The organism is Kineosporia succinea, from assembly GCF_030811555.1.
GTDB lineage: Bacteria > Actinomycetota > Actinomycetes > Actinomycetales > Kineosporiaceae > Kineosporia > Kineosporia succinea.
In genome coordinates, this window is record NZ_JAUSQZ010000001.1 from 4448154 (window position 1) to 4463084 (window position 14931).

The 14931-nt window shown below is 71.4% G+C and carries 13 protein-coding genes; 6 read left to right on the forward strand and 7 right to left on the reverse strand.

The genetic code is table 11. The features are described from left to right. The first annotated feature begins 40 nt into the window (after positions 1-40). The 5 genes from valS (at position 41) to J2S57_RS19350 (ending at position 7246) form a co-directional block, all read left to right on the forward strand. A complete protein-coding gene (gene valS, locus J2S57_RS19330) occupies positions 41-2650 on the forward strand; it encodes a valine--tRNA ligase (RefSeq protein ID WP_307244961.1) in 2610 nt (869 codons plus the stop codon). A gap of 123 nt (positions 2651-2773) precedes the next feature. Then, positions 2774-3295 carry a hypothetical protein gene (locus J2S57_RS19335; RefSeq protein WP_307244963.1) on the forward strand — a complete coding sequence of 174 codons (522 nt, stop codon included), beginning with the start codon at positions 2774-2776 and terminating at the stop codon, positions 3293-3295. Between the two features lie 27 nt (positions 3296-3322). Further along, a complete protein-coding gene (locus J2S57_RS19340; RefSeq protein ID WP_370882678.1) occupies positions 3323-4492 on the forward strand; it encodes a sensor histidine kinase in 1170 nt (389 codons plus the stop codon). Positions 4493-4691: 199 nt separating this feature from the next. Continuing rightward, complete coding sequence (locus J2S57_RS19345) at positions 4692-5381, forward strand: response regulator transcription factor (RefSeq protein WP_307244967.1); 690 nt, start codon at positions 4692-4694, stop codon at positions 5379-5381. Positions 5382-5545: 164 nt separating this feature from the next. Continuing rightward, positions 5546-7246, forward strand: a complete 1701-nt coding sequence (locus J2S57_RS19350) for a phospholipase D family protein (RefSeq protein ID WP_307244969.1) — start codon at positions 5546-5548, stop codon at positions 7244-7246. On the opposite strand, the gene J2S57_RS19355 is transcribed toward J2S57_RS19350, so the two are convergent. Then, on the reverse strand, positions 7243-7722 hold the full coding sequence (locus tag J2S57_RS19355; protein WP_307244971.1) for an NUDIX hydrolase: 480 nt from the start codon (positions 7720-7722) through the stop codon (positions 7243-7245). The two genes, J2S57_RS19350 and J2S57_RS19355, sit on opposite strands and share 4 nt — an antisense overlap. 42 nt (positions 7723-7764) lie before the next feature. Continuing rightward, positions 7765-8484: a GNAT family N-acetyltransferase gene (locus tag J2S57_RS19360; RefSeq protein ID WP_307244973.1), complete on the reverse strand. Its 720-nt coding sequence runs from the start codon at positions 8482-8484 to the stop codon at positions 7765-7767. A 57-nt stretch (positions 8485-8541) separates the two neighbouring features. Between J2S57_RS19360 and J2S57_RS19365 the strand changes: the two genes are divergently transcribed. Beyond that, complete coding sequence (locus J2S57_RS19365; protein ID WP_307244974.1) at positions 8542-9405, forward strand: spermidine synthase; 864 nt, start codon at positions 8542-8544, stop codon at positions 9403-9405. 86 nt (positions 9406-9491) lie between these two features. Here J2S57_RS19365 and nagB read toward each other — a convergent pair whose 3' ends face one another. From nagB to J2S57_RS19390, 5 genes are read right to left on the reverse strand one after another with little or no spacing between them, the layout of a single operon-like run. Continuing rightward, a complete protein-coding gene (nagB, locus tag J2S57_RS19370) occupies positions 9492-10271 on the reverse strand; it encodes a glucosamine-6-phosphate deaminase (protein ID WP_307244976.1) in 780 nt (259 codons plus the stop codon). A 49-nt stretch (positions 10272-10320) separates the two neighbouring features. Next, a complete protein-coding gene (locus J2S57_RS19375) occupies positions 10321-11478 on the reverse strand; it encodes an ROK family protein (protein WP_307244979.1) in 1158 nt (385 codons plus the stop codon). After that, positions 11475-13112, reverse strand: coding sequence for a glycoside hydrolase family 3 N-terminal domain-containing protein (locus tag J2S57_RS19380; RefSeq protein ID WP_307244982.1), 1638 nt, complete (start codon positions 13110-13112; stop codon positions 11475-11477). The genes J2S57_RS19375 and J2S57_RS19380 overlap by 4 nt, the downstream gene beginning before the upstream one ends. Then, a complete protein-coding gene (locus J2S57_RS19385; protein ID WP_307244984.1) occupies positions 13109-14008 on the reverse strand; it encodes a carbohydrate ABC transporter permease in 900 nt (299 codons plus the stop codon). Before J2S57_RS19385 ends, J2S57_RS19380 begins: the two co-directional genes overlap by 4 nt. Continuing rightward, positions 14005-14907 (reverse strand): carbohydrate ABC transporter permease, encoded by a 903-nt coding sequence (locus tag J2S57_RS19390; RefSeq protein WP_307244986.1) that lies wholly within the window; start codon positions 14905-14907, stop codon positions 14005-14007. The genes J2S57_RS19385 and J2S57_RS19390 overlap by 4 nt, the downstream gene beginning before the upstream one ends. Positions 14908-14931 lie beyond the last annotated feature (24 nt).

The following is a 14931-nucleotide window of genomic DNA, read 5'->3' on the forward strand; positions in this document are numbered from 1 at the left end:
GCGGAAAACTCACTGGCCCGGAGCCGATAGAGTCGAAGGCATGGGAAGCCCGAAATCTGCCGTCGACGGTCTCGAAGCCAAGTGGGGCGAGACCTGGGAGCGCGAAGGCACGTACCGGTTCGACCGTACGCGTGAGCGCTCCGAGATCTACTCCATCGACACGCCTCCGCCGACTGTATCGGGCTCCCTCCACGTCGGTCACGTCTTCAGCTACACCCAGACCGACACCATCGCCCGCTACCAGCGCATGTGCGGCCGCGAGGTCTTCTACCCGATGGGGTGGGACGACAACGGCCTGCCCACCGAGCGCCGGGTCGAGAACTTCTACGGCGTCCGGTGCGACCCCTCGGTGCCCTACGAGGAGAGCTTCACCCCGCCCGCGAAGGTCCCGAGCAAGCGGCAGGACTTCGTCGCCGTCAGCCGCCGCAACTTCGTCGAGCTCTGCGAGCAGCTCACCGCCACCGACGAGAAGGTCTTCGAGCAGCTCTGGCGCACGCTCGGCCTCTCGGTCGACTGGTCGCTGACCTACTCCACGGTCTCGCAGCGCTCGCAGCGGGTCAGCCAGCGCGCGTTCCTGCGCAACTTCGAGCGCGGCGAGGCCTACTCGTCCGAGGCGCCGAGCCTGTGGGACACCACGTTCCAGACCGCGGTGGCGCAGGCCGAGCTGGAAGACCGCGAGCGTCCGGGCGCCTATCACGACCTGCGGTTCCAGCGGGCCGACGGTGAGTACGTCACCATCTCCACGACCCGCCCCGAGCTGCTCGCCGCCTGCGTCGCCCTGGTGGCGCACCCCGACGACGAGCGTTTCCAGCCGTTGTTCGGCACCACGGTCACCACGCCGGTCTTCGGGGTCGAGGTCCCGATCGTCGCGCACCGCCTGGCCCAGCCCGACAAGGGCACGGGCATCGCGATGATCTGCACCTTCGGCGACCTGACCGACGTGATCTGGTGGCGGGAGCTAGAGCTGCCGACCCGTCCGATCATCACGAAGACGGGCCGGGTCACCTCGGAGACGCCGGGCTGGCTGTCCACCGGGGCCGGGCAGGAGGCGTTCGCGCAGATCGCCGGCAAGTCGATCTTCGGGGCGCAGCAGTCCACGGTCGAGATGCTCCGCGAGGCGGGCGATCTGCTCGCCGACCCCCGGCCGATCACGCACCCGGTCAAGTTCTTCGAGAAGGGCGACCGCCCGCTCGAGATCGTCACCAGCCGTCAGTGGTACATCCGCAACGGTGGCCGGTCGGAGCAGATCCGGGCCGACCTCCTCGAGCGCGGCAAGGCGCTCGACTGGACGCCGGAGCACATGCGGCACCGCTACGAGAACTGGGTCGAGGGCCTCAACGGCGACTGGCTGGTCTCTCGGCAGCGCTTCTTCGGGGTGCCGATCCCGCTGTGGTACCCGCTCGACGCCGACGGTGAGCCGCAGTACGAGAAGCCGATCGTCCCGTCCGCCGACCAGCTGCCGATCGACCCGGCGTCGCACGTCCCGACCGGTTACACGGCCGAGCAGCGCGACCAGCCGGGCGGTTTCACCGGCGACCCCGACGTCATGGACACCTGGGCCACGTCGTCGCTGACCCCGCAGATCGCCACCGGGTGGACGGAAGACGAAGACCTGCACGCCCGCACCTTCCCGATGGACCTGCGCCCGCAGGGCCACGACATCATCCGCACCTGGCTGTTCTCGACCGTGGTCCGCAGCCACTACGAGCACGGTTCGCTGCCGTGGAGCCACACCAACCTGTCCGGGTGGATCCTCGACCCCGACCGCAAGAAGATGTCCAAGTCCAAGGGCAACGTGGTGGTCCCCACCGACCTGCTCGAGGCACACGGGGCCGACGCGGTGCGGTACTGGTCGGCTTCGGCCCGCCTGGGGGTCGACACGGCGTTCGACCCGGGCCAGATGAAGATCGGCCGGCGCCTGGCGCTGAAGGTCATCAACGCCTCGAAGTTCGCGCTGGGCTTCGGTTCCGAGGGCGGCGCGGCCGAGGGCGCCATCGTCGAGCCGGTCGACGAGGCTCTGCTCACGCAGCTCGTCGCGCTGGTCGAAGAGGCCACGAAGGCGTTCGAGGCCTACGACTACTCGCGGGCGCTGAAGCTGACCGAAGAGTTCTTCTGGCAGTTCTGCGACGACTACCTCGAGCTGGTCAAAGACCGGGCCTACGGCGAGGGTGAGGGTGCGGTCTCGGCCCAGACCACGCTGCGCACGGCGGTTTCCACGGTGCTGCGTCTGCTGGCCCCGTTCCTGCCGTACGTCACCGAGGAGGCGTGGGCCCTGGCCCGCACCGAGAACGGCCAGCCGCTGCCCGGTTTCACCACCGGCTCGGTGCACCGTTCGTCGTGGCCGACGCCGGTCGAGGTGCGTGACCTGCTGAAGGGTTCCGACGAGCCGACCTCCGCCGACGCCTCGGTGCTGGTGGTCGCGGCCGACGTGCTCCGGCAGATCCGCAAGGCCAAGTCCGACGCCAAGAAGTCGGTGCGTTCCGAGGTGGAGAAGGTCGTCGTCTCCGACACCACGGCGCGGATCACGGCCGTGCAGGCCGTGATCGGCGACCTGAAGTCCGCCGGTGTGGTGGCCGAGCTGGTCACGGTGGCGGTCGACGAGGCCGACGCCAAGGTCGAGGTCACGCTGAAAGAGGCCGAAGCGGTCTGATCCCGCTGTTCTGTTCGAGGGCCCGGTTCCGCCGCAGGGTGGAGCCGGGCCCTCGGTCGTCTCCACCCTGATCTCCACCCCTGGGTGCAGGTGCCGGAACGGGCGGAACAGCAGCATTGAGGCATGACAACGACCGAGTGGATCACCGACATCGCCCTCCTCCTCATCGTCTTCCGGCAGCTGCGCGAGAGCCGGCTCGACCTGGTCTCCTTCCTGCTCCCGCTGGGCATCGTCAGCTTCTTCGCCCACCAGTACCTGACCGCGGTCCCGACCGAGGGCAACGACCTGGTGCTCGTCGCGGTGCTGGTCTCGATCGGCGCCGCGCTCGGCATCGCCGGCGGCATCTACACCCGGGTGCGCCGGGTCGGCGAGCACGTCCTGATCAAGGCCGGAGCGGTCGCCGCGGTGCTGTGGGTGCTGGGTATGGGTGCCCGTATGGGATTCCAGCTGTGGAGCGAGCACGGCGGCGCGGACACCATCACCCGCTTCAGCATCGAGCACACCATCACCAGCGACCAGGCCTGGGTGGCGGCGTTCGTGCTGATGGCGCTGACCGAGGTGGTCACCCGGCTGGCCACGATCGCGGTGCGGGCGCAGCTGGTGCGGTCCGCGCAGCCGCAGCGGGTGCTCGAACCGGCGCTCTGAGCCGTGGGTTATGGTCTGGGCGTGCCGGTGCCACGACTCGAGAACGCGAGCACACCGGCACCGTCCCCCTGGCAGGCGAACGCGAACCTGCAGTGGGCGGCCACCCTCGCGGTCTGCGCCAGTGCCCTGGTCACGGTCCGCCCGCTCGGGACCTCCGGCTGGGCCCTGGCCACCGCGCTCCTGCTCCCGCTGAACTGCCTGCTCCTGCTGGCCCGCCACCTGCCCGCCCGGTTCCTGCCCGACCGCGTCGCGACCGTCTGGCTGACGGTCGCGGCCCTCGCCTCGGCCGCCCTGATCGCCTCCGCCGAGGAGGGCACCGCCTACCTGTTCGCCTTCTTCCTGGCCGGTCACGCGGGGCTGCGCCTGAGAACCCGCCCGGCCGCCACGATCGCCGCCCTGATCAGCACCCTCAGCGTTCTCGTGCTCGTCACCGGGTTCGGGCCCGGCGACCACCGCACCACCCCCTGGATCGTCGGCCTCACCACCGGCCTGCCGGTGCTGATCGGCATGGTCAACCGCTCACAGCGCCAGGCCGTGATCTCCACCCTCGAAGCGGCCCGCTCGGCCGAGCGGGCCGCGCAGGCCGAGGCCCGTTCCGCGCTCCTGGCCGAACGCGCCCGCATCGCCCGGGACGTGCACGACGTGCTCGCCCACTCGCTCGCCGGGGTGAACATGCAGCTGGAACTGGCCGACGCCCTGCTCGAGACCGGCGACCTGGAACGGGTGCGCGCGGCCAACGCCAAGGCCCACAGCCTGGTGAAAGACAGCTTGCAGCAAGCGCAGTGGACGGTTCACGCGCTGCGCGAGGACGTTCTGCCCCTCACCGACACCCTCACCGCCATGCTCGACTCCTCCGGCCACCACGACGTCCTCACGATCACCGGCGAGGCCCGCGAGGTGCCCGCGGCGGTCGTGCAGAACCTGCTCCGGATCGCCCAGGAGTCCCTGACCAACGCCGCCCGTCACGCCCCGGGAGGGCCCGTGCACGTCGAACTCGACCACCGGCCGCAGCACGTGCGGCTGCGGGTCACCAACGCCCCGGCGACCCGCGCCGTCACGAACGGCACGGGCAGCGGGATGGGGCTCGTCGGGATGCGGGAACGGGTGGCCCTGCTGCGGGGGACGATCACGGCCGGGCCGGTCACCGAGGGACCGGACGCGGGTGGCTGGCGGGTCGAGGCGGAGGTGCCGGCATGAGCAGCAGGACGGGTGTGACCGACGTGAGCCACAGAGCCGACGTGAGCCACAGAACCGGCGTGAGCCACAGAACCGACGTGAGCCACAGAGCCGACGTGAGCCACAGAACCGGCGTGAGCCACAGAACCGACGTGAGCCACGAAACCGGCGTGAGCCGTCGGCTGGACGCCCGGCCCCGGCCGGCGACGGGGGTGGCCTCATGAGCCCCATCCGCGTGGTCGTTGCCGACGACCAGGCGGCGGTGCGCGAGCCGCTGGCCGCCGTGCTCGACCTGGCCGACGACATCGACGTGGTGGCAGCGGTTTCCGACGGGGCCGAGGTGCTGACGGTGGCCCGCGAGCAGACGGTCGACGTCGTGCTCATGGACCTGCGCATGCCCGGGACCGACGGCATCGAGGCCACACGCCGCCTGAGCGACGAGCATCCGGACGTCGCCGTGGTCGTGCTGACGACGTTCGCCGACGACGAGTCGATCCTGGCGGCGCTGTCGGCCGGAGCCCGGGGGTACCTGACCAAGAACGCGGGCCGGCAGGACATCACCCGAGCGATCCGCGCGGCCGCCGCGGGCCAGTCCGTGCTCGACCGGACCGTTCAGGACCGACTGCTGGCCAGCGTCCGCCAGCAGACCCGAAAAGCCCAGGAAGCCCCGGAAACCCAGCAGACCCCGAACGCGCAGCAGGCCCAGCAGATCGTCGAAGCCGACCTCACCCCGCGCGAACGCGAGGTGTTCGCCCTCATCGGCCAGGGCCTCTCGAACCGCGGAATCGCCGAGAGACTCTTCGTCAGTGAGGCAACGGTGAAGACGCACATCAACAACCTGTTCGCCAAGGCGAGAATTTCCGACCGGGCCGACGCCGTTCGCCGGGCGATCGCCGCCGGACTCGCCTGATTCGACCCGATCCGGATCCGACCCGACCCCGGCCCGGCCCTGATCCGGCCCGACTCCCGGCCCGACTCCCGGCCCGGCCTGATCCGGCCCTGATCCGGCCCGTTCCCGATCCGGCCCCGATCAAGACTGGCCGCCCCCGGCGGTTCGACCTAGGCTCGTTCGAAATGGCAACGAACGAAGATCTCGACGGGCTGCCGAACGTCGACGAGGAGGGCGAGAGCGCCCCCGACATCGACCCCGCGCCCGATCTCGACGTGCCCGGGGTGGACGAGACCGAAGACCCGGCCACCCGCAGCTGGTTCCTGACCCCGCAGGAGCGTGGCAACCCGTCCACCGACATCGACCGGGTGCCCCACGACGACGGCCGTGGCTGGGTCGCGGGCAACCAGGTGCGTCCGCTGGTCCACGGTGCCACCTACTTCCGGCGCCTCCACGAGGAGCTGTGCGCGCTCGGGCCGGGCGACCGCCTCTACTTCACCGACTGGCGCGGCGACCGGGACGAGAAGCTCCTCGACGACGGCCCGACGATCGGTGAGGTCCTGACCGGCCTGGCCCGCGACGGCGTGGACGTGCGCGGGCTGCTGTGGCGCTCGCACTCCGACGGCCTGCGCTTCAGCGCCCAGGAGAACCAGCGGCTGGGCACGGAGATCAACGAGGCGGGCGGCGAGGTCCTGCTCGACCAGCGGGTGCGCCGGTTCGGGGCGCACCACCAGAAGCTCTTCGTGATCCGGCATCAGGGCCGGCCCGACCGCGACGTGGCCTTCGTCGGCGGTATCGACCTGTGCTACTCGCGCCGCGACGACGCCGAGCACCGGGGCGACCCCCAGCAGGCCCCGATGGACGAGCGGTATCAGGGCCGCGCCCCCTGGCACGACGCGGCGCTGGAACTGCGCGGTCCGGTGGTGGGCGACCTGCTGCGCACCTTCATCGAACGCTGGGACGACCCGACGGCCCTGGACCGCCGCACGCCCTACCGGATGCTCGTGCAGCGCCGGGCCCGGATGCCGCGTCACCCGAAGAAGCTGCCCGAGTCGTTTCCCGACCCGCAGGCCTCGGGCCGTCACGCGGTGCAGATCCTTCGCACCTACGGGGCCAAACGCCCGCGCTACCCGTTCGCCGAGAACGGGGAGCGCAGCGTGGCCCGGGCCTACGAGAAGGCGTTCCGGCGGGCCCGGAGCCTGATCTACGTGGAAGACCAGTACCTCTGGTCGCGCGTGGTGGCCGAGGGGATCGCCGACGCACTGCGCCGGTCGCCGGAACTGCGGGTGATCGTCGTGGTGCCGCGCTACCCCGACCAGAACACGGCCTCGAACCGCCTGGGGCAGATCGAGGCCGTCCGGGTGCTGAAAGAGGCCGCGCCGGAACGCTTCGCGGTGTACGACCTGGAGAACCGCGAGGGCGTTCCGATCTACGTGCACGCCAAGGTCTGCGTGGTCGACGACGTCTGGACCACCTGCGGCTCCGACAACTTCAACCGCCGCTCGTGGACCAACGACAGTGAGCTCACCTGCGCCGTGATCGATCCGGAGCGCGACGAGCGCGAGCCGCGCGACCTCTCCGGGGACGGCTCCGGAGCCCGGCGGCTGGCCCGCGACCTGCGGTTGCGTCTGTGGGCCGAACACCTGGGCACGACCGAGGACGACGCGGAGCTTCTCGACCCGGTGCGCGCCTTCGATCTGTGGGCACGTCGGGCGAAAGATCTGGACAGCTGGGACGGCAGCGGTCCGCGGCCACCCGGCCACGCCCGGGTGCACACTCCCGAACCGGTCGGTCGCCTCACCCGGCTGTGGGCGGAGCCGATCTACCGGACGATCTACGACCCGGACGACCGGCCCCGCCACCTGCGGGGAAGGGCGCAGTTCTAGGGAGCGACCTGACGCCGCAGCTCCTCGGTCAGCGCCGCCAGGATCGCGCCCTGGCTCTTGACCAGCTTGGTCGCCGCGGTCTCGAGGTCGAACCAGCCGGCCCGGTCCATCTCCGGGAACTGCTGGATCTGCCCCGAGCCGCGCGGCCACTCCATGTCGAACAGGTTGCTCGAGAACGTGCTGACGTCGTGGTCGCCGTGCACCGCGAACGTCGTGATCACCTTGCCGCTCGAGGTTTTCGTGTCACCCAGTTCCAGGTACGGGCCCTGCGGCGCGGGCGAGCCCATTTCCTCGTGGAACTCCCGGCGGGCCGCGGTCAGCGCGTCTTCACCGGGCTCGAACAGGCCCTTGGGGATCGACCAGGCGTGATCCTCCTTGTGCGCCCACAGGGGCCCGCCCATGTGGGCGATCAGCACCTCGAGATCGCCGTTCGGGTCGAACCGGTAGACCAGCATCGCCGCACTTCTCGTCACCACGGTCAGCCATCATGCCCGATGCGACGCCGGATCGGCCGCAGTTCACCGTCCCCGCATGTACCAGCAACCCGACGACACCGTCCGGTACCCGAGCCGTTCGTACAGGGCCTGACCGGCCGGCGTCGCCACCAGCACCGAGGGCAGCCCGGGACGGGCGTTGACCAGCGCCGTCATCACGGCCGAGGCCAGGCCACCCGCACGCATCGCCGGCAGGCTCGCCAGCCAGTACGCGCCCACCGACGCCCCGTCGTCGAAGCTCACCCCGGCCGCCCCGGGCACCCCGTCGCGCCGGGCCAGCCAGGTGCGCCATCCGGGCCGGTGCAGCGTGTGGGCGGGAAGGAGACAGCCCGGCGTCCACGGCTGCAGTTCCGGACGCGGGAAGCCGTTCACGATCACCTCTTCCGCGAGATCCAGCTCAGCCTGCGTCCCCACCGCGGTGACCACCACGTCCCCCGTCAAAGGCAGTGGACCGGGCGGCCGCACCATCACCGGCAACGGCACCACCCGCACCCCGTCGGGCACCCGCACCCCGCCCACCCCGTACGGGTCCCACACCGCGTTGCGTGCCCCCACCACGGGCACGTCCAGCAGTTCCTCGATCCGCCCGGCCGTCACCGGCTCGGACACGTTGATCTCGCCGCCGCTGCTGGTCACCCGGGAGAACACCGCGTCGTCGTTCGGCAGGTCGCCGGCGGGCAGGTCCAGGGCGGTCCAGCGGGCTCGGGTGTTGGCGCAGTGCAGGGCGGTTCCGGTGTCGCTCATGTCTCCATGTCATATCTGAAGTCGTGCCCGCCCCGGTCACTGGGGCATCATCGACGGGTGGCATCCAGAAATCCGGTGCGGCGGCTCGACGCGCACGCCCGTGTCCAGGTCGCCCAGGGAACGGCCGAGATCGTGCCCGATCCCGAGCGTCCCGACTCGTTCACCCTGCTGGTCGAGGGCACGGCCCAGTCACACGTCGACCTGGCCGACCCGACCCGCCTCGACTTCGAGTACATGCGCTGGCTGGGCTTCCTCATCGACGCCGCGGACGAGCCCGGGCAGCCGCTGAACGTGCTGCACCTGGGCGGGGGAGCGTGGACCCTGCCGCGCTACATCGCGCACACCCGGCCCGGCTCGCGGCAGCGCGTGGTCGAGATCGACGAGCCCCTGATCGAGTTCGTGCGCGAGCACCTGCCGCTGCCGAAGAACTCGAACGTGCGGGTGCGGGCCGGTGACGCCCGTGAGGTGCTCACCGGCCTCACCGACGCCAGCGTCGACCTGATGATCGTGGACGTGTTCAGCGGCGCCCGGATCCCCGCCCACCTCACCTCGGCCGAGTTCGCCGAGCAGGCCGCCCGGGTGCTGCGGCCGGGCGGGATCTACGCGGCGAACCTGGCCGACGGTCCGGGGCTGCACTTCGCCCGGGCCCAGGTGGCCACCGCCCAGACGGTTTTCACCGGGACCGCGGTGATCGCGCAGCCACCGGTGCTGCGGGGACGCCGTTTCGGCAACCTGGTGCTGGTCGCCGGTAACGCTCCGCTGCCGCTGCGGATCCTGGCCCGGCGCACCGCTTCCGACGTGTTCGCCGCCCGCGTGCTCGCGGGCACTGACCTGGAGAACTTCGTGGCCGGCGCGCAGCCGGTCACCGACGACTTCGCCCAGGCCTCCCCGCAGCCACCCACAGGGCTTCTCAAGGGCTGAAACGGGGGACGCGCGGTGCGGCGATTCTCTCGCCCCACCTCGCGGATCTGCCGGTCGGGGATGAGAAACGCGTCCGGCGGCTCACCTCACAGGGGCTGCCAGTCGGGCCGGTTCGCCCACACGTCGGCGTAGTACTCGCGCAGAGCGAGTTTCGAGGCGGCGGCCTCGTCGAGCAGCACCGTGGCGTGCCGGTGCGTCTGCACGATCGATGCCGGGCAGACCGCCGCCAGCGGCCCCTCGACCGCCGCCGCCACCGCGTCGGCCTTGCCCTCGCCGCTGGCCAGCATCAGCAGGTGACGCGACCGGCCGATGGTGCCGAGGCCCTGCGTGAGAACGTGTTTCGGCACCTCGTCGAGCGAGGCGAAGAAGCGCGCGTTGTCGTGACGGGTGCGGGCGTTCAGGGTTTTCGGGCGGGTCAGCGAGGTCAGGGCCGAGCCCGGCTCGTTGAACGCGATGTGCCCGTTCGAGCCGATGCCCGCGATCTGCACGTCGATGCCACCGGCGTCGGTGATGGCCTGCTCGTAGCGCTCGCACTCGGCCGGCAGGTCGGCGGCCGAGCCGTCGGGCCCCTGCACCGCCTCGAGCGGGATGTCGAGCGGTTCGGTGACCTCGCGCCGGATCACCTCGGCGTAACGCTCGGGATGCCCGGCGGGCAGGCCCACGTACTCGTCGAGCATGAACGCCCGCACGTGCGCGAAACTCAGGCCGCCCTTGTGCCGGCGGGTCAGCTCTTCGTAGAGCGGGCCGGGCGTGGAGCCGGTGGCCAGGCCCAGCACCGGGGCGGGCCGGGTGATGACGAGCTGCTCGATGATGTCGGCGGCCACCACGGCGGTGTCGGTGGCGGTGGGCAGGACGATGATCTCCATCGGGGTTCCTGTTCTGGTGCGAGTCCGGCGCGGGTCTGGTGCAGGGGGTTCAGGCGGTCAGAGCGGTTTCGGTGCGCACCGGCGCCCGGGCCAGCAGCGCCGCGCCGATCGCGGCCACCGGCTCCTCGCCCGGCACCACCGACAGGCGGGACGACAACGCCAGCCCGCGCAGGAACTCGGACCCGGCGGCCTGCCGGTCGAGCGCCCCGGCCACGGCCTGCCGCAGCGGTTCGCCGACCTCGGCCACACCGCCGCCGAGCACGACCAGGTCGACGTCGACCGTGAGCGCGAGCATGCGGGTGCCGGCGGCCAGGTAGTCGGCCACCTCGTCGCGCAGGCTCTGCGCGGCCGGGTCGCCGGCGGCCGCGGCCGCGAAAAGGTCTTGCCCGGCCGGAAGTTCGCTGCCCGGGCGGGACGTCCAGCGGGAGGCGATGGCGCTGCCCGAGGCCATGGACTCCAGGCAGCCGTGCTGACCGCACCCGCACAACGGACCGGACGGGTCGAGCGGTACGTGCCCGATCTCGCCGGCCGCCCCGTGCGGCCCGCGGCGCAGCTCGCCGTCGAGCACGATGCCCGCCGCGATGCCGGTGCCGATGCTGAGGTAGGCCATGTCGACGTGGCCGAGCCGCAGGTGCTCCGCGGCGCCGAGAGCGGCCGCGTTCACGTCGTTCTCGACCACCACGGGCAGGTCGAGCCGGGCCCCGAGCCGGTCGGCCAGGTCGAGGCCACCGGTGCCGACGCCCAGGTTCACGGCGTGGGTGATGCGGCCCCGCTCGGCGTCGACCAGGCCGGGGATGCCGATGCCGACCCCGCTGAACCAGTCGGCGGGCCAGGCCTGCGGACCCGTGACCGCAGAGCCGGCCACAGACTCGTCGACCGGCGTGCCGTCAACCAGGGACTGGGTGGCCGGGACGCCGTTGACCAGGGACTGGGTGGCCGGGACGCCGTTGGCCGGGGGTGTCTCGGCGAGGTGGCCGTCGGCCGGTATCCCGCTGTGCCCGTTGCTCCGGGTCGCCTTCTCCGCCAGTCTCCCGGCCAGGGCCCGCAGCGCCCGCACCGCCGTGTCGACCACGCCCTCCGGGCCGAGACCGGTGCTGAGCCGCACCGATTCGACCACCCGGGCGCGCCCGCCGGGCGCCGAGACGTCGACCGCGACGGCCAGCACCTTCGAGCCCCCGATGTCGAGCCCGGCCAGCAGAGCGGTCACCGGGCGCTCCCGGGAACCGAGCCGTCACCCGAGCCGTCACCCGAGCTGCCACCGGGCCCGGCGACCGACCGCGGCCCCGGCGCCACCGGCTGCCCCGGAACCACCGTGCGCCCCGGAACCACTGCTCCGGCCAGAACTTCCGCGGCTGCGCGCAGACTCACCGACGATCCTCCGTAGGTCCATATCGTCGTCGCCCCGGGCAGTGCGGTGGGGGAGCCCTCACCGTCGGCCACCGGCCAGCCGGTCTCGATCGTGATCAGGTCCGGGCGCACCCGGGCGATCCGGTCGAGCCGGTCGGCCACCCAGGTGTGCCGGTGCGCATCGCGCACCAGAGCGACGAGGGGCCGCTCTCCCACCTCGGCCAGCGCGGCGTCGAGCTCGTCGGTGGGGGAGAGAGAACGTTTGCCCGCCCCGTCCAGGAGACCGAGCGGCAGTGTCCACGGTACCTCACCCGCGGCGATCCCCGGAGTGACGTGAAACTCAAGAACGAGAGCGTCTTTCGGGCCGTCCGGAGCCAGGGGACCGCGCACGGTGACCGCCCGCCGGGCCGCCTCCAGGTGCGGGTACCCGGAGGGGACCTCCGCGCTGGAGGGCACCGACGCCGGGGGGACCGTCATCGGCAACGACCCCGACCGCACCGCGTCGACCAGGGCGTCGACCCGGGCGGCCGCGTCCGCGAGCCGCCCGGCCGGGAGGCGACCGTCGGAAACGGCGGCGACCACGTCGTCCACCATCCAGGCCAGCACCGGCTCCATCTCACCGGGCGCCCGCTCGGGACCCACGCACAGCAGATCGGCCCCGGCCGCGAGCGCCGCCACCGCGGCCCGCCCGGAACCCCCGTAAGGCCCCGCGACCCCGGCCATGTCCAGCGCGTCGGTCACGATCACCCCCTCGAAACCCAGCTCCCGGCGCAACAGGCCGAGCACCGAAGGGCTGGTCGTGGCCGGGTTGTCGGCGTCCAGCGCCGCCAGCACCACGTGCGACGTCATCACCGCGGGCACCCCCGCGCGCACGGCCGCCACGAACGGCACCAGCTCCCGCTCCCGCGCGGTCGACAGGGGGATGTCGAGCCGTGGCAGCGCCAGGTGCGAGTCGGTGACCGTGGCCCCGTGACCGGGAAAGTGCTTGACGCAGGCCGCGACTCCGGCCGCGTGCAGTCCCTCGTCGAACGCCACCACGTGCCGGGCGACCAGTTCGGGGGAGGCGCCGAAGCTGCGCACCCCGATCACCGGGTTGTCGGGCTCGCAGTTCACGTCGGCCACAGGGCCCAGATCGAGGTCGATCCCGATGTCCCGCAGCCGGTTTCCGATCGAGAGCGCCACCGCTCTCGTCAGCGAGACGTCGTCCACCGCGCCCAGCACCGCGTGCCCCGCCGTACTCCCACCCCGCCGCGCGTCCAGCCGGGTGACGTCGCCGCCCTCCTCGTCGAGCGTCACCAGGACGCCCTCGGGCGAGCCGGCCCGGATGTCCGCCACCAGCGCCCGGGCCTGTGAGTCGTCACCGGTCAGGTTCGTGCCGAACAGGCAGACCGACCCGACCCCCTCCCGCAGGCGGTCACGCATCCAGTCGGGTAACCCGGTGCCGTGGAACGACGGCATCAGAACCCGGTGTGCCTGGCGGCGAACGTCACTCATCCTTTTACGGCTCCTGCCACGAGTCCCTCGGTCATCCGGCTCTGCACCAGCATGAAGAACACGATGACGGGTATCGCCATCAGCGTCGAACCGGCCATCACGCCGCCCCAGTCCGTGCCCTTCGCGCCCTCGTTGAACGTCTGCAGCCAGACCGGCAGCGTCTGGTTCTCCGGCTTGTTCATCAGCACCAGCGCGAACGTGAACTCGTTCCAGGCCTGGATGAACGCGAACGTGCCGGTGGCCACCAGACCCGGCGCCATCAGCGGGAACGTGATGCGGCGAAAGGCCTGGAAGCGGCTGCAGCCGTCGACCATGGCGGCCTCCTCGAGCTCCACCGGCACCCCGGCCACGAACCCGCGCAGCGTCCAGATCGTGAACGGCAGCACGAACACCAGGTAGACCAGGGCCAGGCCGATCACGGTGTTCACCAGCTGCCAGCCGTCGAGCACCTTGAACAGTGAGATCACCATCGCCTCGGCCGGCACCATCTGCACGATCAGCACGGTGACGATGAAGCCGATCCGCCCGCGGAACCGGAACCGGGTCAGGGCCACCGCCGCCAGCAGGGCCAGCAGCAGGGCCGCGGCCACGGTGATCAGCGTGACGGTGAGGCTGTTGCGCAGCGCGGCGGTGAACTCACCCTGCTCGAACGCCTTGCGGTAGTTGTTCAGCGTCGCGTGCCAGGGCAGGAAGTTCGGGGTGTCGCTCTGGATGTCGACGCCGCGCTGGAACGAGGTGTTGATCATCCAGTAGACGGGGAAGAGCATGATCAGGACGACGACGAGGGCGGCGGCGTTGGCGGCCCAGTCACCTTTGCGCTTACGTGACGGTGAACGCTTCAGTGCTTTTGGACGCGTCGGTGCGGTGCGGGGGCGGGTGGGGCTGGTCGTGCTCACAGCTCCTCCTGACGGGTGATCTGGCGCAGGTAGAAGACGGTGAAGATCAGGGTGATGAGCACCATCACCGCCGCGACGGCCGCACCCAGGTCGAACTTGTTCTCCCCGAACGCGACCCGGTACGCGTACACCCCGAGCACGTTGGTGTCGCGGGAGATGCCGCCCGCCTTCTGCAGCACGTAGAACTGCGTGAACACCCGGAAGTCCCAGAGCACCGACAGGGCGGTGAGGATCAGGATCACCGGACGCAGGAACGGCACCAGGACGTGGCGGAACCGCTGCCAGGCGCTCGCCCCGTCGATCTGCGCGGCCTCGACCACCTCGCCGGGCACCTGGGTCAGGCCGGCGTAGAGGGTGAAGGCCACGAACGGCACGCCCATCCAGACCACGATGATCAGCGCGACACCGAAGAACGAGAGCGGGTCGGTGAGCCAGGAGTGGCCGTGGAAGTCGCCGCCGAGCTGGGTCAGCAGCCAGTTCACCAGGCCGTAGCGGGTGTCGAACAGCCACTGCCAGACCACGGTGGCCGACAGCGGCGGCATCGCCCAGGCCAGCAGCAGCGAGACGATCAGGGCCAGGCGCATCGCCCGGCCGACCCGGCGGATCAGCAGGGCCACCAGCATGCCGAGCACCATCGTGAGAACCACGGCGGCGGCGCAGAACCCGACGGTGCGGTAGAGCACCAGCCAGAACTGGTCGTCGGTCAGGATTTTCGTGTAGTTGTCCAGGCCGACGAAGTCCGGTGGGGCGCCGAACTGCTGCTTGAGGCCGAACTTCTGCAGGGAGAGCAGGATCAGGCGGGCGAACGGGTAGCCCAGCACCAGGGCCAGTACGAGGGTGGCCGGGAGCAGGAGGCCGTAGGGGAGGAGGCTGTTGCGTCGCTTCCTGGGGCCCGGCACAGGGGTTGCCTGTGCCGGGCTCAG

What these genes read in the sequence shown, in the direction of transcription:
- valS (WP_307244961.1), top strand. Translation starts at nt 41, where the DNA reads ATGGGAAGCCCGAAATCTGCCGTCGACGGTCTCGAAGCCAAGTGGGGC.
- J2S57_RS19335 (WP_307244963.1), top strand. Translation starts at nt 2,774, where the DNA reads ATGACAACGACCGAGTGGATCACCGACATCGCCCTCCTCCTCATCGTC.
- J2S57_RS19345 (WP_307244967.1), top strand. Translation starts at nt 4,692, where the DNA reads ATGAGCCCCATCCGCGTGGTCGTTGCCGACGACCAGGCGGCGGTGCGC.
- J2S57_RS19350 (WP_307244969.1), top strand. Translation starts at nt 5,546, where the DNA reads ATGGCAACGAACGAAGATCTCGACGGGCTGCCGAACGTCGACGAGGAG.
- J2S57_RS19360 (WP_307244973.1), bottom strand. Translation starts at nt 8,484, where the DNA reads ATGAGCGACACCGGAACCGCCCTGCACTGCGCCAACACCCGAGCCCGC.
- nagB (WP_307244976.1), bottom strand. Translation starts at nt 10,271, where the DNA reads ATGGAGATCATCGTCCTGCCCACCGCCACCGACACCGCCGTGGTGGCC.
- J2S57_RS19380 (WP_307244982.1), bottom strand. Translation starts at nt 13,112, where the DNA reads ATGAGTGACGTTCGCCGCCAGGCACACCGGGTTCTGATGCCGTCGTTC.